This is a genomic window from Pseudomonas sp. RT4P38 (assembly GCF_054897765.1).
In genome coordinates, this window is record NZ_CM142703.1 from 663198 (window position 1) to 685174 (window position 21977).

Genomic DNA, 21977 nt, shown 5'->3' on the forward strand with positions numbered 1-21977 from the left:
CTCAAGCTGCCTGTTTTGCAGTGACGAACGCCGCAAGGCTCGTCACGTTGCTGAAATGATTGCGGGTGTCTTTGGCGTCGGCGTCGATTTTGATGCCGTACTTTTTCTGGATCGCCAGGCCGAGTTCCAGGGCGTCTACCGAATCCAGGCCCAGGCCTTCGCCGAACAGCGTCTGGTCGTCGCCGATGTCGTCGGCGCTGATGTCTTCAAGGCCCAGGGCGTCGATGATCAGTTCTTTGATTTCACGGTGTAGATCGCTCATCTTCGGCGAGCTCCTTAATAAAGTAATGATGCAAATAGTCGTTGAGCTTGCGCGAGGCCTGTGGAGCAGGGCCCAGCGCGGCGAAGGCTTGTGGGTCTATATCGGCCCCGACACGGAAACTGAAGTGCACGCGGCGTTTGGGGATCCGATACCAGGGTTCGGCCTTGGTCAATGTGGTCGGACTGACCTTGATGATTACTGGGGTAAGGATTTTCGCACCGCGCAGCGCGATCGCCGCAGCACCCCGATGGAAGGCCGGCGGCTGACCCGGTTGGGTGCGCGTGCCTTCGGGAAAGATGATCAGGGTCTGGCCGCTTTTAAGCGCATCGGCAGCGGCATCGAGCATGTCCATGCTGCCGTCGTTGCTGATGTATTCGGTGCTGCCTAGCGGGCCGCGGGTGAAAGGGTTCTCCCAGAGGCTTTTCTTGACCACGCAGTTGGCGTGGCGCACCAGGCCGATCAGGAACACCACATCAATCAGTGACGGGTGATTGGCGATGATCATTTGCCCGGGTCGACCGAGTTTTTCGGCACCCTGGATGTCGTAAGTCAGCACGCCGGTGCGAGCCATGAATCGCACAAAAAACCAGAACAGGCGAGCGACGGTCTGCCGCGCTCGCCGCCGGTGTGTCCGGGCATCGCCGGGCAGGCAGTTCAGCACCGGGAAAACCACCAGGCGCAGGCACAGCCCGCCCAACCCGAACAGGGTAAAGCTTGCGGCGGTAGCCAGCAGGCGCCAGTAATAGGCGTCGCGGTTTTTGTCGATTACTGGTTGCGTTGCCAGGTCCATACACGATTTTTCCAGGCATGTTGACAGGTTGTCTGCTGGCCGAGCAGGGTACTCAATAGGTTCAGGGCATGGGGCCAGTGGGCTTTGGACAACTCATCCGTGGCGCTGTTCAGGGACAGCTGCCAGTCGTTGCCGGGGGTGATCAGCAGACCGACCGCGTAAGGGAACGGCACGTCGTCGATCCAGGTCGAGTAGGCTTCGGGCGGTTGCTCTTCAGTGACGATCAGCAATACCGCGGGTGCGCCTTCGCCAAGCAAAGCCGCGGCCTCTAGCATGCCGTGTTCAAGGCCATCGCCGGCTGCAGCGAGGGCAGTCATTTCGCTGGTTTCACCCCGCATGATCGACCACAGGCCGATGATCGCGTTGTGCACGGACAGGCTGAATTGAGTCGGCGACAGCGGCTGATCTGCAGCCAGATCGCTGAGAATATCGAAGGTGCGCGGGGTTTCGCCGTGGCGAGAAATAAAGACCAACGGTAGGTCCTGGCGACCATCGGCCAAAGGCCATCCGACACTGAACGCCATCCGCGCCAGACGACTCAGTCGACGGCGCTGCATGGCCGGCAGAAACGAGACGTCGGGGGCGGCATCGCTGCTCGCAAGCACGACCGGTTGTCGGCTCCAGGCCTGCCAATCGTCCACGCTTTCGAGCCCAGGGGCCCACGCGCGCCATTGGGCGATGTTGAAGTTGATCACAGACATTACATCCCGCCCCTGCGGGCTTCCTTGACGCGGTGAGTCGCAAAAAACGCGAACTACCTTACGTGGCGCTTGACGCCGAGTGGCGCGCATTATCCCGTTGCGGCGGGCGTGTAGCAAATGATGGTTACATTTTGCTCAATGAAATGTACCGGTTAGTTCGTGCGTGGCTGTCGTTTGGCCATTATCCACATTGCGCCCGGCCTGTCTGTCGGCTCTGTCGGCAAGGAATGCACGAGTTCATGGTTTTTTCCGCGTGAGATCACACCTGACTGTGTAGTCCGTATGCCGGGGAGGTAGCTAAGCAACGTTATGGACTACTACACTCGGTCATTCTTTGATACACGGAGGTTTTGACATGCGGCGCGTGGTGTTCAATCAGAAAGGTGGCGTAGGCAAATCCAGCATTGCCTGCAATCTGGCGGCGGTCAGCGCGAGCGAGGGCTATCGCACCCTATTGGTGGATCTCGATGCTCAGGCCAACTCCACTCAGTACCTGACGGGGCTCACCGGTGATGATATTCCGATGGGCATTGCGGACTTTTTCAAACAAACCCTGTCTTCCGGACCGTTCTCGAAGAAAAACCAGGTCGATATCTACGAAACCCCGTTCGACAACCTCCACGTCATCACCGCGACCGCCGAGTTGGCTGACCTGCAGCCCAAGCTTGAGGCCAAACACAAGATCAACAAGCTGCGCAAACTGCTTGAGGAGCTAGGGGAAGATTACGACCGCATCTACCTGGATACCCCGCCAGCGCTAAATTTCTACGCCGTTTCGGCCTTGATTGCCGCTGATCGTGTGCTTATCCCCTTCGATTGCGACAGCTTCTCGCGTCAGGCGCTGTACGGCCTGTTGGCAGAGATCGAAGAATTGAAGGAGGACCACAACGAAGGGCTGGAAGTTGAAGGGATTGTCGTTAACCAGTTCCAGGCTCGCGCCAGTCTGCCCCAGCAAATCCTCGACGAACTGATCGCCGAAGGCCTGCCGGTGTTGCCTGTGTACCTGGGTAGTTCGGTGCGCATGCGTGAATCCCACCAGGCCAACACGCCGCTGATCCACCTCGATCCGCGTCATAAGCTGACGCAGCAATTCGTCGATCTGCATAACCTGCTGGAAAAAACCTGACTGCCGTTACTGACACCGAACCACTGTGGGAGCGAGCCCTGTGGCGAGGGGATTTATCGGAATGCCGCACCACCCCGTTCGGCTGCGAAGCAGTCGTAAACGCGCTTTAACTTTGAAATGCCGGGGCCGCTCCGCAGCCCAACGGGGATAAATCCCCTCGCCACAGGGCTCGCTCCCACATTTATTTGTGGTGGTTCTAAATCCCTTGGCTACGTAACCAGCTCATCAACTGCGGTAACGGGAAGGCCCCGCTCTGGCGTGCGACTTCCCTGCCGTCCTTGAACAGAATCAGACTCGGGATCGAACGAATCCCCAATTGCGCCGACAGCTGCTGGTTTGCCTCGCTGTCCAGCTTGGCCAGTCGACACTTGCCCGACAATTGCACCGACGCCTGCTCGAACACCGGCGCAAACGACTTGCACGGCCCGCACCATTCCGCCCAAACGTCCACCAGCAACGGCAGATCGCCTTTGATCTGGCTGACGTAATCGCTTTGCTTCAGTTCGAAGGGTTTATTCAGCAGGACTTCGGCTTTGCAGCGGCCGCATTTTGGATGGTCGTTGAGGCGTTCGGCGGGGATGCGGTTGAGGCCGTTGCAGTGAGGGCAGGGGATGAGGAGTGGGTCGGTCATGCGGATGATCCTGTAAAGAAGCCGATGTCCTCTATGTGGAGACGTCTGCTCACATTTTCAATCGTGCAGCGTCTGGCGATAAAACTAGGCTGAGTTGTACTGGGCGAGACCGTTGGTCTGCTCAGGATTATCGCAACTTGCGATATTTTTTGTCTGTGATTAACTCCCCATAGCAGAATGCGATAAGGATGTTGCATGCATGTGTTCACCGAAAAACCAATCCATGAAGCCAAGGAAAAGTGGCCGCGGGCAGCCAATGCACTGGAGCAGTGGTATCGACTTGCCAAAGGGAGTAACCCGGGAGATTTCGCGGCGATGAAGTCGATTTTCCCCGCGACTGACAAAGTCGGCGAGTTTCATGTGTTCGACATTGGTGGCAATAAGTTGCGGCTGATCGCTTTTGTCAGGTATCGGTCTCAAAAGCTTTATATAAAGCATGTGCTGGATCACCGCGAATATGACCGCGGTAAATGGAAGGAGGGAAGGGCATGAGTGTTCTGATCAAAAAAGCTGCCGAGCATTGGGAGTTCGTCTCGCCATTGCTTCGAAAACCGAAAAACGAAGACGACTATGACATTTTGGCGCAGGCACTTGATGAATTGCTTGAGATGACCGGGGATGATGAGTCGCACCCGTTGATGAGCTTGGTGGACATCATCGGTGACTGGATTGCAGAGTGGGATCGTAAGCATCACCCCATGCGCGAGGCCTCTGGTGCAGAGGTTCTCGGCTACATGATGCGCGAACACGGTCTGAACCAGGGCGATCTGCCCGGCGTCGGCACCCAATCGGTGGTATCCGAGATCTTGAGCGGCAAGCGTCAGCTCAACCTGCGGCAGATCCGCTGGTTGGCCGAGCGCTTCGGAGTGTCGGTGGAGACCTTTATCTGACCGGGTTCAGGAAGAGCAACTGATCTCCAGATGCTTGCCCCACTCCGGCGGTCGCTCAGCGTAACTCTCCATCCCCGGCTGCTCCTCGAACGGATTGCTCAGCACTGCGTGCAGCCGACGTACCTCTGAATAGTCGCCACTCTGCGCCGCATCGATGGCTTTCTGCGCCAGGTAGTTACGCAAGATGTAGAGCGGATTGACCGCGTGCATCCGTTTGCGGCGTTGTGCCTGATCAACTTCGCCGTCACGAGCAACCCGGGCGATGTAGAGCTCACCCCAGGCATCGAATCCCTTGATGTCGACGAAGTCATCGCGCAAACGGGCGACGGCCAGTTCCGGTGATTCTTCCCCCAAACGGCGGAAGAACAGGCTGTAGTCGACGCCACTGTTCTGCATCAGTTGCAGCAGGTGCTCCAGCAGTTTCTGGTCATCATCTTCGGCTGTGGTGAAACCGAGGCGGCGGCGCATCAGGTCCAGGTAATGGGCCTGGTACAGCGGCAAATACAGGCCGAGGGTTTCGCGCAGGGCTTCGACGCTGATGAACGGCGTCAGGGCCTGGGCCAGGGCGCTGAGGTTCCACTGGCCGATCGGCACCTGGTTGCTGAAGGAGTAACGACCCTGGTCATCGGAGTGGTTGCAGATGAAGTTAGCGTCGAAATCATCGAGGAAGGCGAACGGGCCGTAGTCGAAGGTAATGCCGAGGATCGACATGTTGTCGGTGTTCATCACGCCGTGGCAGAACCCATAGGCCTGCCATTTGGCGATCAGCTCAGCGTTGCGCTCAACGATTTCACGGAACATCGCCAGGTACGGTTCCGGCTGTTCCAGGCATTCCGGGAAATGCATGGCCAGCACGTGCTCGCCGAGTTCTTTCTGCTTCTCGGGGCGTTTGGTGTAGTAGAAATATTCGAAATGCCCGAAACGCACATGGCTCGGCGCCATGCGCAGGACCATGGCTGCGCGTTCCTGCTTCTCGCGCCACACCGGCGTGTCGGAGCCGATCACGCACAGTGCGCGGGTGGTCGGGATGTTCAGGGCATTCAGCGCTTCGGAGGCGAGAAACTCGCGGATCGAGGATCGCAGAACTGCCCGCCCATCACCCATGCGCGAAAAGGGCGTCTGGCCGGCACCCTTGAGGTGCAGGTCCCAATGCTCGCCGGCCTCGTTGTAGACCTCGCCCAGCAACAGACCGCGGCCATCGCCCAGCTGCGGGTTGTAGGAACCGAACTGATGACCTGAATAGACCATCGCCCTCGGGACCGCGTCGGCCCAGAGCTTATGGCCGCTGAACAGTTCGGCGAACTCCGGGGTTTCGGCCACGGCAGGGTCGAGGTCGAGCAGCGCCATGGCGGCGGGGCTGGCCACCACCAGGCGCGGGTTGTCGATGGGTTCGGGCAGCACGTGGGCGGAAAACGTATCGCCCAGGCGGGCGAAACGATTATCGAAGGTCAGTTCGTCGAGGGCTTTCAAGGGCCATCTCCAGCAGAATGTCCGAGCATTCTGCTAGGGATAAGCCGCTTAGTCGAGCTTGGCCGGTGGTGGCTCTTGCGGCGATTTGCCGTCAACCAGCGGTACGATAGTTTTGGCTTCAGGCTCGATGGGTACCATTTTGTATTCCTGGCCGTGAAGGTTCTTGAGATAAACCTCCATCTGCCGGAACGAGATATTGATGTGCTGCTTCTTGAACTCGCGATTGATGAAGCGGTTGACCTCATCGAGCACCGGGTTACGGTCACCGAGGTCGCGCACATGCATGCGCAGCTCGTGGTCGAGGGTGCTTTCGCCGAAGTTCAGGAAGTACACGTGGGGTTCCGGGTCTTTCAGCACTCGTGGGTTATCGCGCGCGGCTTTGAGCAGCAACTCCTTGACCAGGTCCAGGTCCGAGCCGTAATCGACACCGAGCTTGAGGGTCACTCGGGTGATGGTGTCGGTCAGGGACCAGTTGATCAGTTGCCCGGTGATGAACGTCTTGTTCGGGACGATGATGTCCTTGCGGTCGAAGTCGGTGATGGTCGTGGCGCGGATGCGGATCTTGCTCACCGTGCCCGACAGGTTGCCGATGGTGATCGTGTCGCCGATCCGCACCGGGCGTTCGAACAGGATCATGATCCCGGAGATGAAGTTCGCGAAGATTTCCTGCATCCCGAAACCGAGACCTACCGATAGCGCCGCCACCAGCCATTGCAACTTGTCCCAGCTCACGCCGAGCGTCGACAGGGTCGAGACGAAACCGACACCAGCGATCACGTAAGACAGCAACGTGGTGGTGGCGTACGCACTGCCCTGAGCCAGGTTCAGCTTCGACAACACCAACACTTCCAGCAACCCCGGCAAGTTGCGCGCGAGGGCGAAGGTGATGCCGATGATGATCAGCGCGCCGAGCATGTCGCCAATGCTGATAGGCACCATGCTCATGTTGGCGCCGGTGCCGCTGGTGTATTCGTAGAGGGTGACGTTGTCCAGGTACGAGAACACCGAGATCAAGTCGGACCAGACCCAATACAGCGCCGCGATGAACCCGCCGAGCAGCGCCAGACGGATCAGGCGCAGGGACTGTTCGTTAACCTTCTCGATATCCAGCGTCGGCTCTTCGATCACCGCTTCGCCGTCGCCGGCCTCTTTCGCGGCCTGGCGTTTGGCCAGGGCGCGCTGGTAGGCCAGGCGCCGTGCGGCAACGCTAAGGCCTCGGACGAAAGTGGCTTCGATCACCAGCCAGAACATCAGCAGGTACAGGGTGTTGATCAACCGATCGCTGAGCTTCAGCGCGGTGTAGTAATAGCCGAAGCACACCGCCACGAATAACGCGACCGGCAGGACGGTGAACATGATCCCGACGGCTTTACGAAACAGCGAAGCGTTCTGGTGCGTCGGGCTGCTGATCAGCAGGCGACTGAGCAGCCAGGCCATCAAGGCGTAGCAGGTCAACACCACCGGCATGCCAAGCACGTCATCGGCCAGGGTCGCGGGTTGCAGCTCGGCAACCGCCACCACGGCGACCAATGCCATCACCACCAGCCCGAGTCGGCGGACCCAGCCCTGAAGGAACTCGACCTGAGGTTTTTCCCAGCGGAAATGCAGTTCGGCCACGCCGCCTGGCGCGAGGATCCGGTAAGCGGTGTAGAACACCAGCCAGGCCTGAGCCATTTGCAGCAGCGCCGCGCCCATGTTGGCGTTTTGCCCGCGAGCGTCGATCTGCAAGGCCAGGCCACACAAGGCCAGGCCCAGAGAGACCGGCATCGCCAGCAGAATGTTGATCAGAATTGCCTGCGGCGTGTGCCACTGGCTGTCGCGCTTGAAGTGGCCGATGTCCTGGTGAACCTTGTTCAGTCGGGCATAGAGGTTCTTGCGCCGCCACAACAGGGCACCGATCAGCAACGCCAGCGGCAGGAACAGCAACGGCCGCTGGGTCAGGCCATCACTCAACTCGCTCAGGCTGGACGCCCACGGCAGCGTGGTGACCTGACGTTCCAGGCGCTCCGGCACGGCGCGCATCCATTCCAGGTCCAGCGGCTTGTTGCTGGGAATCCAGAACATTTGCTCATCGAGGGTCGCCCGCAGGCTTTGCGCGGTGCTGAGCAATTGTTTCTGATTGAGTTGCAGGGTGATGGATTCGTTGAGCACCGCGCTCAGTTCGCGGTTCAACCGCTCCAGCAGGTCGACGCGGGTCGTGGCCAGCTCCATCAGGCTCTTGCGCAGCGGCGGGGTGACCTGCTCCGGCGGCTGGGTAGACAGCAGATTGTCGACGTAAGTGGCCGGGTTGCTGAGCAGTTCCCGTTGCTGGCTGACTTCGAATTGATAAAGGCGAATGTCGGCGATCTGGTCGGCCAGGTCGCGGTCGAGCTTGAGGCGCGGCAGGGCCTGTTTCTGTTTATAGAGGATCTTGGAGAGCAGCAGGCTGCCCTTGAGCACGTTGATTTGCTCGTCCAGCGCCGAATCGCTTTGGGTCACGTTGTCTAGCTGCTGCTTGGTCTGCAGGTTCTGCTGAGTGACTTCGTTGAGGCGGTCAGTGCTTTTAAGCAGGTAGTCCGAGAGCTTCAGATTAGCCGCGCTTTCGGTGGCCAGCAGCGTGCTTCCGCCAGACTTCTGCGCTTCGATGGACTGCTGCGTCACGGTCTCTTGGGACTGCGCCAGACGCTTCTGGTTGATCAGGGTTTGTAGCTCCTGGATTTCCTTATCCAGGCGATCGGATTTTTCCGAGAGCAAGTCATGCTGGCTGTTGCCCAGGTCCTGCAGTTGGTTGTTGCCGGCCAGTTCCTGGCGACGCAACGGGATCAGGGCATTCAGCGCCGCGAGCTCGGCGTTGAGCAGGTCGCGTTGCTCGGGGGTCAAGGTCTTGCCGTTGTCCTTGCCGGCCTTGAGGATGTTGTTGATCTGCTGGATGCGTGTCTGGCTGGTAGAAATTTCGGCCTGGGCGCGCTCGGGGCGGGTCTGGGCGGTAGTGACCAGACTGTTGGCGTCGGCCAGGGACTTCTGCAGATCGCTTTGCTGGGTGGAGCGCTCAGTGAGCATCTGCTCCAGTTGCTGAATAGACTCTTTGGCATAGCGTTGCGGTACCGGCAACACGTTGGTGGCTTTGAGCTTGGTCAGTTCTCGCTGGTTCTCGATGTTCTGCTTCGGGGCGCTGGCCAGTTGCCGTTTGAGATCGGCCAGCTTCTGCTCGTAATCACGCTGGTTGTTGAGTTGTGTCAGCGTGTTTTGCAGGATGCTCTGCAGGGCTTTCTGATCGGCTTCCGGCAGTTTGCGGTCGGCGATCTTGTTCAGGTTCGCCTGCACGGCTTCGCTGGACGGCGGTTCGGCCGCTTGCAATGTACTGACAGAAAGACTCAAGCCCAGCAGGGCCATGATGAAAAAGGTGCGCAGGGTTGACATAGAGACCGATCGAAAACGAGACGAAGAATGGAGTTTAGAGGAACAAGCCCGGACCCGGGCGACTTCCTTCGGGGAATCTGACGCCCACTTTGCCGATCTTGTTCCCTTCCATGACCGCGATGGTCCAAATGGTGTTGTTCCACTCCACCTGGTCACCGACCACGGGTGCACCGCCCACTTTCTGGGCAATGAAATGGCCCAGGGACATGTCCGGGTCGATGCCTTCCACTTTCAATCCGTACAACGCAGCAACCGCGGCCAACTGGGCGTCTCCTTCAAGTACGAAGTCGCCAAAGAAGCGCAAATCGAGGCCTCGTTGCGGTGCCTGACTGAAGAGTTTTCCGAGGGCCGGGAGGTTGTGTTCATGGCCGATTACACACAGCAAATCATCGACTTCGAGCGCCGTACTACCCGACGGATGGAGCAGTTGCTGGCCACGAAACAGGGCTGCAATGCGAGTGCCTTCGGGCATTTTCAGTTCCCGAAGGGGCGAGCCGATGCACCATTTCTCGGCGCCGAGGCGATAAACGAACAGCTCCCACTCACTGGTGACGTGCACTTCCAGCGCGGAACGGGAAATCGGAGCAGGCTCCGGCGGAACGGTCACTTTCAAAAGCTTCGCCACCCATGGCAGGCTCGTACCCTGCACCAGCAGCGACACCAACACGATAAAGAAGGCGAGGTTGAAGTAGAGCTGGGCGTTGGGCAGGCCGGCCATCAGCGGGAACACCGCCAGAATGATCGGGACCGCGCCGCGTAACCCGACCCAGGAAATGAACGCTTTCTCGCGCCCATGGAACGCCTTGAACGGCAGCAGACCGACCATCACCGACAACGGCCGGGCAAACAGAATCATCCACAGCGCCAGACCCAGAGCGGGCAGGGCAATCGGCAACAAGTCATGGGGCGTCACCAGCAACCCCAGCACCAGGAACATGCCGATTTGCGCCAGCCAGGCCATGCCATCGAGCATGTGCAAAATGCCGTGGCGGCTGCGCACCGGGCGGTTGCCGATGACCAGGCCGCACAGGTACACCGCCAAAAAGCCGCTGCCGTGCAAGGCATTGGTCAGGGCAAACACGACCAACCCGCCGGCAATGACCAGAATCGGATAAAGGCCGGTGGCCAGGTGGATACGGTTGACCAGTTGCAGCATGACCCAGCCGCCACCCAGGCCGATGACGGCACCGATACCGAATTCACGCATAAAGTACCCGAGCAGGCTCCAGTGCAGACCGGTCTGGCCGCTGGCGAGCATGTCGATCAGGGTTACGGTGAGGAACACCGCCATCGGGTCGTTGCTGCCGGACTCGATCTCGAGGGTGGCGGTGACCCGTTCGTTCAAGCCTTTGCCGCCGAGCAGCGAGAACACCGCCGCAGCGTCGGTGGAGCCGACGATCGCGCCGACCAGCAGGCCCTGAATCAGGTTCAGGTTGAACAGCCAGGCGGCTGCCATGCCGGTCAGCCCGGTGGTAATCAACACCCCGACCGTCGCTAGCGACAGCGCCGGCCATAACGCCACGCGGAAGCTGGAAACCCGGGTGCGCAAGCCGCCGTCGAGCAGGATGACTGCCAGGGCGAGGTTGCCGACCAGATAAGCCGTTGGGTAGTTATCAAAAACAATGCCGGCACCGTCGACGCCGGCCGACATGCCCACCGCGAGGATGATCACCAGAATCGGGATACCGAGGCGCGATGAAAGTGAGCTCACCAGAATGCTCGCACCTACCAGCAACGCGCCGATCAAGAACAGGCTGTTGATGGTGGTAGCATTCAAAGGCAGTACTCCAGAAAGCTGAAAGGCGGGCACAAACTGACCATGCAGTCTGCGTGCCAGCGATTCTAACCTGTTGAAATGTGATGCTGTCAAAAAGGTTTTGCAGCAAGCCGATGACACCCGCAACTCCGGGTGCAATCCCCTCGCCACAGAGTTCGCGGTGCTCTTTAGAGGCTAAACCGCCCAACCATATTGTTCAGGTCCAACGCCAACCGCGACAACTCATTGCTGGCAGCACTCGTCTGATTCGCCCCGGTTGCCGACTGCACCGACAGATCACGAATGTTCACCAGATTGCGGTCCACTTCGCGGGCCACCTGCGCCTGCTCTTCGGCGGCGCTGGCGATCACCAGGTTGCGTTCGTTGATTTCGACGATCGCACTGTTAATGGTGTCCAGCGATATGCCAGCACCACGAGCAATGTTCAACGTCGACTCGGCGCGCTCGGTGCTGTTGCGCATCGAATCCACCGCGTGCTCGGTGCCGCTCTGGATGCTGCCGATCATGCGTTCGATTTCGCTGGTCGACTGCTGAGTACGATGGGCCAGGGCACGAACTTCGTCAGCGACCACGGCGAAACCACGACCGGCTTCACCGGCACGGGCTGCTTCGATGGCCGCGTTCAACGCCAGCAGGTTGGTCTGGTCAGCCAGGCCGCGAATCACGTCCAGCACTTTGCCGATGTCACGGGACTCGTTGGCCAGGTCGCCAATCAGGGTCGCGGTGCTCTGGACGTCGGCGCTCATGCGTTCGATGGCGCTGACGGTTTCCTGCACCAGGTCGCGACCATCACCGGCAGAGGTGGTGGCGTTTTTCGAGGCTTCGGACGTGCTGACGGCATTGCGCGCGACTTCTTCTACGGCGCTGGTCATTTCATTGACGGCGGTGGCGGCTTGTTCGATTTCGTTGTTCTGCTGGGTCAGGCCGCGGGCGCTTTCGTCAGTGACACTGTTGAGTTCTTCAGCGGCAGACGCCAGTTGCGTGGCAGAGCCGGAAATCCGTTGCAGGGTGTCGCGCAGCTTGTCCTGCATCTTCGACATGGCCAGCAGCAAACGGCCGGCTTCGTCCTCACCATCGACTGTGATCGGGCGAGTCAGGTTGCCTTCAGCAATTTCTTCGGCGGCGCTCAGGGCATTGGCGATCGGCTTGGTGATGCTGTTGGTCAGCAACCAGGCGAAAAGCAGGGTCAGGCCGGTCGCGATCACTAGCAGGGTGACCACCAGGTTGAAGGCCGAGGCGTACTGGTCGGCAGCTTGCTGATTGGTGTCGACGGTTTGCTGGGTGTTGATCTCCAGCAAACGGTTCAGCACGACGTTGATCGCTTCGGAGTTGGTCAGCAAATCGGTGTTGAGCAGTGTGCGCAATTCATCGACCTGATTGTTGCGCGACAGGGTCTTCATGCGGTCTTCAATCTGACGGTACTGGCCGAGCAACTGCACGTACTGGTCGTAGGCCGAACGTTCCTGCGGGTCGGTGATCAGTTTTTCGTAAATCGCCTGAGCGGCGCGAATCTGCTGATTGCGAGTTTCCAGCAGTTCCATGGTCTTTTGCTGGACCTCCGGCTCGCGGTTCACCAGCAAACGGTAGGACAACACCCGCAGGCGCAGGGTGAGTTGCGTGAACTCGTCGAGGCTTTTGATGCTCGGTACGCTGCTTGAGGTGATGTCCTCGGCGGCGCCGCGAATCTTGCTCATCTGGTTCAAGGCAAACACACCCAGAACCAACATCAGGCCGCCAATCAGGGCAAAACCGAGAAACGCCCGTGGTGCGATATTCATATTACGAAGGGACATGGTATTTACCGAAAAGAGCGCATCCGTGCCGCGCTGAGACTGACGTACGGGTGACTTATCGGTCATACGACTAAAGTCTTGAGCCCCTGCGCGTTTTTGTCGCACAACCGCTCCGGCGACGAAGTGCAGGAACCAGATCCACCAATCACAGTCTTTAAAGTTCGCGAGGAAGGTCGCCCGCCAGGAAAATCAAGGCCTTGCGCCCCAATAACCCTGGCATCCGTGGTGACTTTTCTTTATCGTACGCGCCCTTTGAAAATGCTTGGAAAATCAAAATGTTGGAAGCATCCCTAAGCCAATTGGAACAGCTGGTCAGCGACCTGGTGCAACAGAACCAGACCCTGCTCGGCACCAACCAAACCCTGAGCGCAGAACTGGCCCAGGCCAAGGATGAAAACGAAAGCCTGCAGTTGAGCCTGATGGAGCAGGAAGAGAAACAAGGTGCCACCGCTGCACGTATCCAGGCCCTGGTTGAGCGCGTCAGCGCCGGCCCAGTCAGCGCATGAGTCACGGCGCCGCAGGGGTAAAAGTCGTCTCAATCCTGGGGGAGGACTATTCGATCAAGGCGCCGGCCGGGGAAGAGCAAACCCTGCTGGACGCCGCATTAATGCTGAAGGCTGCCCTGGCTGACACCAAAAAGAAGTACCCGACGCTGATCGGTGACCGCTTGCTGGTGCTGGCGGCGATGAATCTGTGCTCCCAGCAGATCGACATGCAGAAACAGCACAAGCAGGAACTCGACCGTTACCAAGAGCAAGTCAGCGCCACGGTTGAAGTGATCTCCAAGACGATCAATCAGGCCTGATCGGCTTTGCGCACAACCAAAGAATAAATTGTCGTTTGCGTTGTATACAATCGGCACGGCTGTTGCAGTGTTTCAGCCTCTTATTCTTTGGGGGTGCTCCATGCAATTCTGGCGACGCAGTATTCAATGGCAGTTGATCCTGAGTATGGGCACGGCCCTGCTGGTCAGTATTCTGATCGTGGTTGGCGTTTATACCCTCGTGGTCAACCGTCTCGCCCAGCGCTATCTGGTCGAACAAGCGCTGCCGTCGAGCATCGAAGCGATGCGCAACGACATCGAGCGAATCCTCGTTCAACCCCTCACCGCCGCCAAGGACATCGCCAGCAACAGCATGGTGCGCGACTGGCTCGCAGGGGGTGAAAACAGTGCCCAGACCGCCACGTTCGTGCAGTATCTGGAAGGCATCCGCGCCGAGCACAAGGCCTTTACCGCGCTGATCGTCGGCACTCCCTCAAGCAATTACTTCACTGAAAAAGGTCTGGACCGGACCCTCAGCCGTTCCAACCCCAAAGACGCCTGGTTCTACTCGTTTCTCGACAGCAATCAGCCGCGCACCCTCAATATCGACAATGACACCGCGACCGGCGAATTGGCGCTGTTCATCGACCTCAAGGTCGAACAGGCCGGCAAAGTCGTGGGCGTCGCCGGGCTTGGCCTGAGCATGAAAGAGCTGTCGGAGCTGATCCACAACTTCAACTTCGGTGAACGCGGCAAGGTCTATCTCGTGCGTTCCGACGGTTTGATCCAGGTTCATCCCGAGGCGCAATTCAGCGGCAAACGCTCCTTGGCCGAGCAAATCGGCGCGCCGGCCGCGCAAGCGGTGATGGGTCAAACAGTTGCCACCAGCAGTAGCTTCGTGCGCGAAGGCGAAGATTATCTGGCGCTGAGCCTGCCGCTGCGTGACCTGGGCTGGACGCTGGTGGCCGAAGTGCCACAGTCGCAGATCTACGCCGAAGCCCGCCGCGCGATGTGGATGAGCAGCGGTATCGGCCTGGCGGTGGCGCTGGTTTGCCTGATGCTGGTGGTGTTGTTGGCACGTGGATTGGTGCGGCCGATCCGTCAGGTAACAGCAGCGCTGGTAGCAATCGGTAGCGGTGGGGGAGATTTGACCCACAGGTTAGATTCCAGTCGCGCCGATGAACTGGGTGACTTGGCTCGCGGCTTCAATCGATTCCTGGAAAGCCAGCGTGACATGATCGGCGAAGTGCTGACCACCAGCGAGCGTTTACGCACGGCCGTCGGCCAAGTGGCGCGGGTGGTGGACAACACCGCAGAGCGTTCCGGCCGTCAGCAGGAAATGACCGACATGGTCGCCACCGCCGTCCACGAAATGGGCCTGACGGTGCAGGAAATCGCCCAGAACGCCGGCAATGCGGCAGTGGCTTCGCAAACTGCCCGCGATGAAGCGATGCAGGCGCGAGAAGTGGTAGGCGGATCGATTCGGCATATTGAAAGCATGTCCGCCGAAATCGGCCTCGCCGCGAGTGCGGTAGGTGAGTTGGCCCATCAAGTGGCGTCCATCGATCAGGTGTTGGCGGTGATTCGCGGGATTTCCGAGCAGACCAATTTGCTGGCGCTCAACGCGGCCATTGAAGCGGCACGAGCCGGGGACATGGGCCGTGGATTTGCCGTGGTGGCGGATGAGGTGCGCACGTTGGCGCGGCGGACTCAGTCGTCGACGGATGAGATTCAGCAGATGATCGGCAGCCTCAAGCAAGGCGCGGAGAACGCGGTGTCGTCGATGCATTCGGGGCAGGCGGCGACGGGCACTGGGGTTGAGTCGAGCCAGCGCACCGGGGCATCGTTGACGGCGATTACCGGGCAGGTCGAGCGGATCAGCGACATGAACCATCAAGTAGCGACCGCGACGGAAGAGCAGTCGGCGGTGACCGAAGAGATCAACCGCAACGTGCAGGGGATTTCCGATTTGGCTCGGGCAACGGCGGGGGAAGTCAGGGCTTGTCGTGAGGATTGTCAGACGCTGCAGCGGTTGGCGGATGATTTGGCGCGGCAGATGGGTGGGTTCAGATTGACCTGAAAGCCCCTCACCCTAACCCTCTCCCAGAGGGAGAGGGGACTGACCGAGCTGTTCTTAGAGCTACATCGACCTGAAATATCGAGTCGAGCTTAGGCTTCGAAAACCATGAAAATCTGCTCCCTCTCCCTCCGGGAGAGGGCTGGGGTGAGGGCTGGTTTTTGAGCCTGATGAGTACCCGAAGAACGCCTCAGTCAATTATCAAAACCACTCATCCTGCATCCCCAGGCACACATCATCCCGAGCCTCAAGAATCGCCAGCTCATGGTGGCAACCCGGCACTTCCCACGTCAGGAAATACCGCGCCGCCTGCAGCTTGCCCTTATAGAAGCTCACATCCGCCGCATTCCCTTTGGCCAACCCTTCTTCGGCGCGAATCGCCTGTTCCAGCCAGCGCCAGCCAATCACTGTGTGCCCGAACACCTTCAGGTACAGCGCCGAGTTCGCCAGGCTGCTGTTGACCTTGCCTTGCCCCAGATCCGTCAGCAAACCAATCGTCACCGTTTGCAGGCGTGCCACCAGTTTCTCCAGCGGTTCACGCAGCGCGGTCAACGACTCATGCGCCTGCGCTCGCTCAGCAGTGTCGGCGATCAGTCGAATCAGTTGCTTGAGCCCCGCGCCACCGTTCTGCGCCAGTTTGCGGCCCAACAGGTCCAGCGACTGAATACCGTGCGTGCCTTCATGAATCGGGTTCAAACGGTTGTCGCGGTAGTACTGCTCAACCGGATATTCGCGGGTGTAACCGTGGCCGCCAAGTATCTGGATCGCCAGTTCATTGGCCTTCAGGCAAAACTCCGACGGCCAGGATTTGACGATCGGCGTGAGCAAATCCAGCAGCTCGTGGGCCTGTTTGCGCTCGGCTTCAGTCTCAAGGGTCGTGGTGTCATCAAACAGCCGCGCCGCGTACAGCCCGAGGTCGAACGAGCCTTCGACGTACGCTTTCTGAGTCAGCAACATGCGTTTGACGTCGGCGTGCTGAATGATCGCCACCGGCGCGGTGTTCGGGTCCTTGCTGTCCGGCACGCGACCCTGCGGACGTTCGCGGGCGTATTCCAGCGAGTACAGATAACCGGCGTAACCGAGCATCACCGCGCCCATGCCGACACCGATCCGCGCTTCGTTCATCATCTGGAACATGTAGCTCAGGCCGTGGTGCGGCTTGCCCACAAGGTAGCCGACACACTCGCCGTTATCGCCAAAGTTCAGCGCGGTGGAGGTAGTGCCACGCCAGCCCATCTTGTGGAACAAGCCGGCCAGCAGCACGTCGTTACGTTTGCCCAGGCTACCGTCATCGTTGACCAGAAACTTGGGCACGATGAACAGCGAAATACCCTTCACCCCGGCCGGTGCGTCCGGCAATTTCGCCAGCACCATGTGCACGATGTTTTCCGACAACGGGTGATCGCCGCCGGAGATGAAGATCTTGTTGCCCTTGAGTCGATACGTGCCGTCAGACGCAGGCTCTGCTCGGGTACGAATATCCGACAGCGACGAGCCGGCGTGCGGCTCGGTCAGGGCCATGGTGCCGAAGAAGCGGCCATCGATCATCGGCTGCAGGAAGCGCTGCTTTTGCTCCTCTGTACCAAAGCTTTCGATCAGGTTCGCCGCGCCCATGGTCAGGAACGGATAAGAGGTCGACGCCGCGTTGGCTGATTGAAAGTGCGCGAAGCAGGCTTGAGACAGCAGCGTAGGAAGTTGCATCCCGCCCGCGTCGAAACTGCGTGCGGCGTTGAGGAAACCGGCTTCAAGGAAGGCATCCACCGCCGGTTTCACTTCCGGAATCAGAATCGCCTGACCGTCCTCATAGCGCGGCTCGTTCTCGTCGCCCTTACGATTGTGCGGGGCGAAGAACTTCTCGGCGATGTTGCGGGCGGTGCCAATGGCGGCGTCGAAGGTCTCGCGGTTGTGCTCGGCGAAACGCTCACGCTGAGTCAGGCCCTCGGCATCGAGGACTTCATACAGCTCGAAAGCCAGATTGCGGGAACTGAGCAACGTCTCGGACATGGCGGCCTACCTTTTTTTGGAATGGACCGAGTCTAGGCGTGGGAAGGGCGGAGTGAACAGGATGATTGATGAGCGTGATGGTGTGTCGCGGGCAGCACTAATCAAATGTGGGAGCGAGCTTGCTCGCGATGGCGGCGGCACATTCAAAAAAGGATGTGACTGACAGTCCGCTATCGCGAGCAAGCTCGCTCCCACAGGGATTTTCGCAAACCAGGCACCTATTGCAGGTGCCTGGTCTTGTTGCCATTTAGCCGATGGTCATCAAACTGGCATTACCCCCCGCAGCAGCAGTGTTAACGCTCAATGCCCGCTCGATCACCAGACGTTCCAGCGCAATGTTGGTTTCGCCTTGCGACAAGCCATGAACCCCAACAATCGCCCCGGCGCGCTTGGCCACTTGTTGGCACACCGCACGCAACTGATCGGAATGGCCGTGATGCAGAACCGCATCAAACACCACTTCGTCCTTGCTCCAGTCGGAAACCAGCTTGATCCTTGCCTGAACTTCCTTCGGCAGACGTGCGAACAACGCCTTGGTCAATTCAGCTTCCGGCCATACCGCCGAACCGCCGACGGCCAATACCGCCGCCAGTTGCGTCAGCAGATCGCCGTCGACGTCCGCCAGGCACAGCACGTGTTCGCGCGGCAGGATGGCGTAGCTGTTGCGCTCGCCGGTCGGGCCCGCCAGAACACGGGTGATCCCGCTTTGCGATTGCGCCGCGAACTGCACGCACAGGGCGTTCAGGTCGGCAAACTTGTTGCTGTCAGCCCAGGCTTGCAGAGCCTTCAGCGGTTTGCTCATGGCATCACGCAGACGAACATCCGGGGCAGCGATGGCATCACCGCGAACGAAGGATTGTTCGATCGCATCGGTAGGACGCGTCGACAGCAGACGGTACAGGTACAGCGGACCACCGGCTTTCGGGCCAGTGCCCGAAAGGCCTTCGCCACCGAACGGTTGTACACCCACCACAGCACCCACGATGTTGCGGTTCACGTAGACGTTACCGGCATTGACGTTGTCGATCACCTTGGCGATGGTCTCGTCGATACGAGTGTGCACGCCCAGCGTCAGGCCGTAACCGGAAGCGTTGATCTGGCCAATCAGCTGATCGATGTCTTTGCGCTTGTAGCGAACCACGTGCAACACCGGGCCGAAGATCTCACGTTGCAGCTCATCGAAGCTTTCCAGCTCGATCAGCGTCGGCATCACGAAGGTGCCGCGCTTGACTTCTTCGGTGTTGGCGATCGCCACCTGGTACACGCTGCGACCTTTGTCGCGCATGGCCTGGATGTGCTTCTCGATGCCCGCCTTGGCTTCGGCGTCGATCACCGGGCCAATGTCCACGGACAGGCGCTCAGGGTTGCCGAGACGGCATTCAGCCATGGCGCCTTTAAGCATTTCGATGACACGGTCAGCGGAATCTTCCTGCAAGCACAAGACGCGCAGAGCCGAGCAGCGTTGACCGGCGCTGTCGAACGCCGAGGACACAACATCGATCACCACTTGTTCGGTGAGTGCCGAGGAGTCGACGATCATCGCGTTTTGGCCGCCGGTTTCGGCGATCAGCGGAATCGGGCGACCTTGAGCATCCAGGCGACCGGCGACGTTGCGTTGCAGCAAGCGAGCGACTTCGGTGGAGCCAGTGAACATCACACCTTTGACCCGATCGTCACCGACCAGACGGGCGCCAACGGTTTCGCCGCGACCCGGCAGCAGTTGCAGCACGCCTTCCGGAATCCCGGCTTCGAGCAGCAAGCGCACGGCTTGAGCGGCGACCAGCGGGGTTTGTTCCGCAGGCTTGGCGAGTACCGGGTTGCCGGCGGCCAGTGCCGCAGCAACCTGGCCACTGAAAATCGCCAGCGGGAAGTTCCACGGGCTGATGCAGACCACCGGACCCAATGGGCGGTGGGCGTCGTTGGTGAAATCGTTGCGAGCCTGCACCGCGTAATAACGCAGGAAGTCCACGGCTTCACGCACTTCGGCGATGGCGTTGGCGAAGGTCTTGCCGGCTTCGCGAGCCAGCAGGCCCATCAGCGGCTGGATCTCACCTTCCATCAAATCGGCAGCACGTTCCAGAATCGCGGCACGTTCGGCGGGCGGAGTGGCCTGCCAGATTGGCGCAGCGTTCAGGGCGCACTGGATCGCGTTGTCGACGTCTTCGACGGTGGCTTCCTGCACATGGCCGACCACGTCACGCAGATCGGACGGGTTCAGGACTGGCGCCGGCGTTTCAGTGCTGGACGCGCAACCGAGCATCGGCGCAGCTTTCCAGTGGTTATGAGCGGTTGCCAGCAAAGCACAGGACAGGGAAGCCAGACGATGTTCGTTGGCCATGTCGATGCCGCTGGAGTTGGCGCGCTCGGCACCATAAAGATCACGCGGCAGCGGGATACGCGGGTGCGGCAGGCCGAAGCCGCCTTCCAGCGTCGCCATCTGCTCGATGCTGGCCACTGGATCGGCCACCAGCTCCTGAATCGAAATAGACTGGTCGGCGATGCGGTTGACGAACGAGGTGTTCGCGCCGTTTTCCAGCAGACGACGCACCAGATACGCCAGTAGTGTTTCGTGAGTGCCGACCGGTGCGTACACGCGGCACGGACGGTTCAACTTGCCTTCGGAAACTTTGCCTACAACCTGTTCGTACAACGGTTCACCCATGCCGTGCAGGCACTGGAACTCGTACTGGCCGGGGTAATAGTTCTGACCGGCGATGTGGTAAATGGCCGACAGGGTGTGGGCGTTGTGCGTGGCGAACTGCGGGTAGATGACTTCCGGTACCGACAACAGTTTGCGAGCGCAGGCGATGTAGGAAACGTCGGTGTACACCTTGCGGGTGTAGACCGGATAGCCTTCCAGGCCTTCGACTTGGGCGCGCTTGATCTCGCTGTCCCAGTACGCGCCTTTCACCAGGCGGATCATCAGGCGATGACGGCTGCGGCGAGCCAGGTCGATCACGTAGTCGATCACGTACGGGCAACGCTTCTGATAGGCCTGGATCACGAAACCGATGCCGTTCCAGCCGGTCAGTTGCGGCTCGAAGCACAGACGCTCCAGCAGATCCAGCGACAGTTCGAGGCGGTCGGCTTCTTCGGCGTCGATGTTCAAACCGATGTCGTATTGCTTGGCCAACAGGGTCAGCGACAGCAGGCGCGGGTACAACTCGTCCATCACGCGTTCGTACTGCGCGCGGCTGTAACGCGGGTGCAGTGCCGACAACTTGATGGAAATGCCCGGGCCTTCATAAATCCCGCGACCGTGAGACGCTTTGCCGATCGAGTGGATGGCTTGTTCGTACGAGGCCAGGTACTTCTGGGCGTCGTGCTCGGTGAGTGCAGCTTCACCCAGCATGTCGTAGGAATAGCGGAAGCCTTTGGCTTCGAACTTGCTGGCGTTGGCCAAGGCTTCGGCGATGGTTTCGCCGGTGACGAACTGCTCGCCCATCAGACGCATGGCCATGTCGACGCCCTTGCGGATCATCGGCTCGCCGCTCTTGCCGATGATGCGGCTCAGCGATGAAGTCAGGCCGGCTTCGTTGTGGGTGGCGACCAGTTTGCCGGTCAGCAGCAAGCCCCAAGTAGCGGCGTTGACGAACAGCGACGGGCTGTTGCCCAAGTGCGGGTGCCAGTTGCCGGTGCTGATCTTGTCGCGGATCAGCGCGTCACGGGTGCCTTTGTCCGGGATACGCAGCAGCGCTTCGGCCAGGCACATCAACGCCACGCCTTCCTGGGACGACAGGGAAAATTCCTGCAACAGGCCCTGAACAATCCCGGCACGGCCGCCGGCGCTCTTCTGATTGCGCAGCTTCTCGGCAATCGAGGAGGCGAGCTTGTTAGTGGCTTCGGCCATCGCAGCAGGCAGACGCGCCTGTTCGATCAGCATCGGCACCACTTCCGGCTCAGGGCGACGGTAGGCGGCGGTGATCGAGGCGCGCAGCACCGATTGCGGCAGGATGCTTTCGGCGAATTCGAGGAAGCACTGGTGGGCGTGATCCAGAGGCGCATCGACGACGTCGTCGGAATCCTTGGTCAAACCGCTCAGCTCGGTCAGGGTTGCACCACCCTCGAGTTTTTCCAGGTAATTGAAAATTGCCTGCTTGATCAGCCAGTGCGGCGTGCGATCAATCGAGGTCGCGGCAGCCTTGAGGCGCTCGCGGGTCGGGTCGTCAAGTTTGACCCCAAGGGTGGTGGTAGCCATATTTTTATCCTCATGTTTGCCACGACCGCGTGGCATCAGCTGGCGGCAAGATTAGCTGCGCAACTCTCGAGGTGCAACCGGGTGCAACCCTTTTTT

Annotated in this window: 16 protein-coding genes and 2 pseudogenes; 7 read left to right on the forward strand and 11 right to left on the reverse strand. The window is 59.8% G+C overall.

Annotation, left to right across the window (positions count from 1 at the left end):
- Window position 1: 1 nt before the first annotated feature.
- From ACYZT7_RS03085 to ACYZT7_RS03095, 3 genes are read right to left on the reverse strand one after another with little or no spacing between them, the layout of a single operon-like run.
- The gene (locus tag ACYZT7_RS03085) at window positions 2–262 is read right to left on the reverse strand and encodes a phosphopantetheine-binding protein (RefSeq protein ID WP_462039897.1); all 261 of its coding nucleotides are present in this window, start codon (window positions 260–262) and stop codon (window positions 2–4) included.
- Window positions 243–1052: a lysophospholipid acyltransferase family protein gene (locus tag ACYZT7_RS03090; protein WP_462039898.1), complete on the reverse strand. Its 810-nt coding sequence runs from the start codon at window positions 1050–1052 to the stop codon at window positions 243–245. The genes ACYZT7_RS03085 and ACYZT7_RS03090 overlap by 20 nt, the downstream gene beginning before the upstream one ends.
- Window positions 1028–1753, reverse strand: a complete 726-nt coding sequence (locus ACYZT7_RS03095; protein ID WP_462039899.1) for a beta-ketoacyl synthase chain length factor — start codon at window positions 1751–1753, stop codon at window positions 1028–1030. Before ACYZT7_RS03095 ends, ACYZT7_RS03090 begins: the two co-directional genes overlap by 25 nt.
- A gap of 355 nt (window positions 1754–2108) precedes the next feature.
- On the opposite strand from ACYZT7_RS03095, the gene ACYZT7_RS03100 reads away from it, so the two are divergent.
- Window positions 2109–2879 carry a ParA family protein gene (locus tag ACYZT7_RS03100; RefSeq protein ID WP_462039900.1) on the forward strand — a complete coding sequence of 257 codons (771 nt, stop codon included), beginning with the start codon at window positions 2109–2111 and terminating at the stop codon, window positions 2877–2879.
- A gap of 196 nt (window positions 2880–3075) precedes the next feature.
- Here the strand turns inward: ACYZT7_RS03100 and trxC are convergent, their stop codons facing one another.
- Window positions 3076–3510 (reverse strand): thioredoxin TrxC, encoded by a 435-nt coding sequence (trxC, locus tag ACYZT7_RS03105; RefSeq protein ID WP_462039901.1) that lies wholly within the window; start codon window positions 3508–3510, stop codon window positions 3076–3078.
- 195 nt (window positions 3511–3705) lie between these two features.
- On the opposite strand from trxC, the gene ACYZT7_RS03110 reads away from it, so the two are divergent.
- A complete protein-coding gene (locus tag ACYZT7_RS03110) occupies window positions 3706–4002 on the forward strand; it encodes a type II toxin-antitoxin system HigB family toxin (RefSeq protein WP_134419711.1) in 297 nt (98 codons plus the stop codon).
- Complete coding sequence (locus tag ACYZT7_RS03115) at window positions 3999–4400, forward strand: helix-turn-helix domain-containing protein (RefSeq protein ID WP_462039902.1); 402 nt, start codon at window positions 3999–4001, stop codon at window positions 4398–4400. The genes ACYZT7_RS03110 and ACYZT7_RS03115 overlap by 4 nt, the downstream gene beginning before the upstream one ends.
- Window positions 4401–4406: 6 nt before the next feature.
- Here the strand turns inward: ACYZT7_RS03115 and selO are convergent, their stop codons facing one another.
- The 5 genes and pseudogenes from selO to ACYZT7_RS03140 all read right to left on the reverse strand — a co-directional run.
- The gene (selO, locus tag ACYZT7_RS03120; protein WP_462039903.1) at window positions 4407–5870 is read right to left on the reverse strand and encodes a protein adenylyltransferase SelO; all 1464 of its coding nucleotides are present in this window, start codon (window positions 5868–5870) and stop codon (window positions 4407–4409) included.
- A gap of 48 nt (window positions 5871–5918) precedes the next feature.
- Window positions 5919–9269, reverse strand: coding sequence for a mechanosensitive channel MscK (gene mscK, locus ACYZT7_RS03125; protein ID WP_462039904.1), 3351 nt, complete (start codon window positions 9267–9269; stop codon window positions 5919–5921).
- A 34-nt stretch (window positions 9270–9303) separates the two neighbouring features.
- Window positions 9304–11046 carry a potassium/proton antiporter gene (locus ACYZT7_RS03130; RefSeq protein ID WP_462039905.1) on the reverse strand — a complete coding sequence of 581 codons (1743 nt, stop codon included), beginning with the start codon at window positions 11044–11046 and terminating at the stop codon, window positions 9304–9306.
- A 167-nt stretch (window positions 11047–11213) separates the two neighbouring features.
- Window positions 11214–12086, reverse strand: coding sequence for a methyl-accepting chemotaxis protein (locus tag ACYZT7_RS03135; RefSeq protein ID WP_461979566.1), 873 nt, complete (start codon window positions 12084–12086; stop codon window positions 11214–11216).
- Window positions 12069–12905: pseudogene (locus ACYZT7_RS03140) on the reverse strand (MCP four helix bundle domain-containing protein); the annotation flags it as partial. The pseudogene ACYZT7_RS03140 and the gene ACYZT7_RS03135, both read right to left, overlap by 18 nt.
- A 209-nt stretch (window positions 12906–13114) precedes the next feature.
- Between ACYZT7_RS03140 and ACYZT7_RS03145 the strand changes: the two are divergent.
- The 4 genes and pseudogenes from ACYZT7_RS03145 (at window position 13115) to ACYZT7_RS03160 (ending at window position 15682) form a co-directional block, all read left to right on the forward strand.
- Window positions 13115–13345, forward strand: coding sequence for a hypothetical protein (locus tag ACYZT7_RS03145; protein ID WP_008149645.1), 231 nt, complete (start codon window positions 13115–13117; stop codon window positions 13343–13345).
- Entirely contained in the window at window positions 13342–13644 is a 303-nt protein-coding gene (locus tag ACYZT7_RS03150; protein WP_462039906.1) for a cell division protein ZapA, read from the forward strand. Before ACYZT7_RS03145 ends, ACYZT7_RS03150 begins: the two co-directional genes overlap by 4 nt.
- Window positions 13645–13789: 145 nt before the next feature.
- Window positions 13790–14815 (forward strand): annotated as a pseudogene (locus ACYZT7_RS03155) (HAMP domain-containing protein); the annotation flags it as partial.
- 135 nt (window positions 14816–14950) lie between these two features.
- Window positions 14951–15682, forward strand: coding sequence for a methyl-accepting chemotaxis protein (locus ACYZT7_RS03160; RefSeq protein ID WP_462041733.1), 732 nt, complete (start codon window positions 14951–14953; stop codon window positions 15680–15682).
- A 198-nt stretch (window positions 15683–15880) separates the two neighbouring features.
- Here ACYZT7_RS03160 and ACYZT7_RS03165 read toward each other — a convergent pair whose 3' ends face one another.
- A complete protein-coding gene (locus tag ACYZT7_RS03165; RefSeq protein ID WP_462039907.1) occupies window positions 15881–17683 on the reverse strand; it encodes an acyl-CoA dehydrogenase in 1803 nt (600 codons plus the stop codon).
- 247 nt (window positions 17684–17930) lie between these two features.
- A complete protein-coding gene (gene putA / locus ACYZT7_RS03170; protein ID WP_462039908.1) occupies window positions 17931–21881 on the reverse strand; it encodes a trifunctional transcriptional regulator/proline dehydrogenase/L-glutamate gamma-semialdehyde dehydrogenase in 3951 nt (1316 codons plus the stop codon).
- Window positions 21882–21977: the final 96 nt, after the last annotated feature.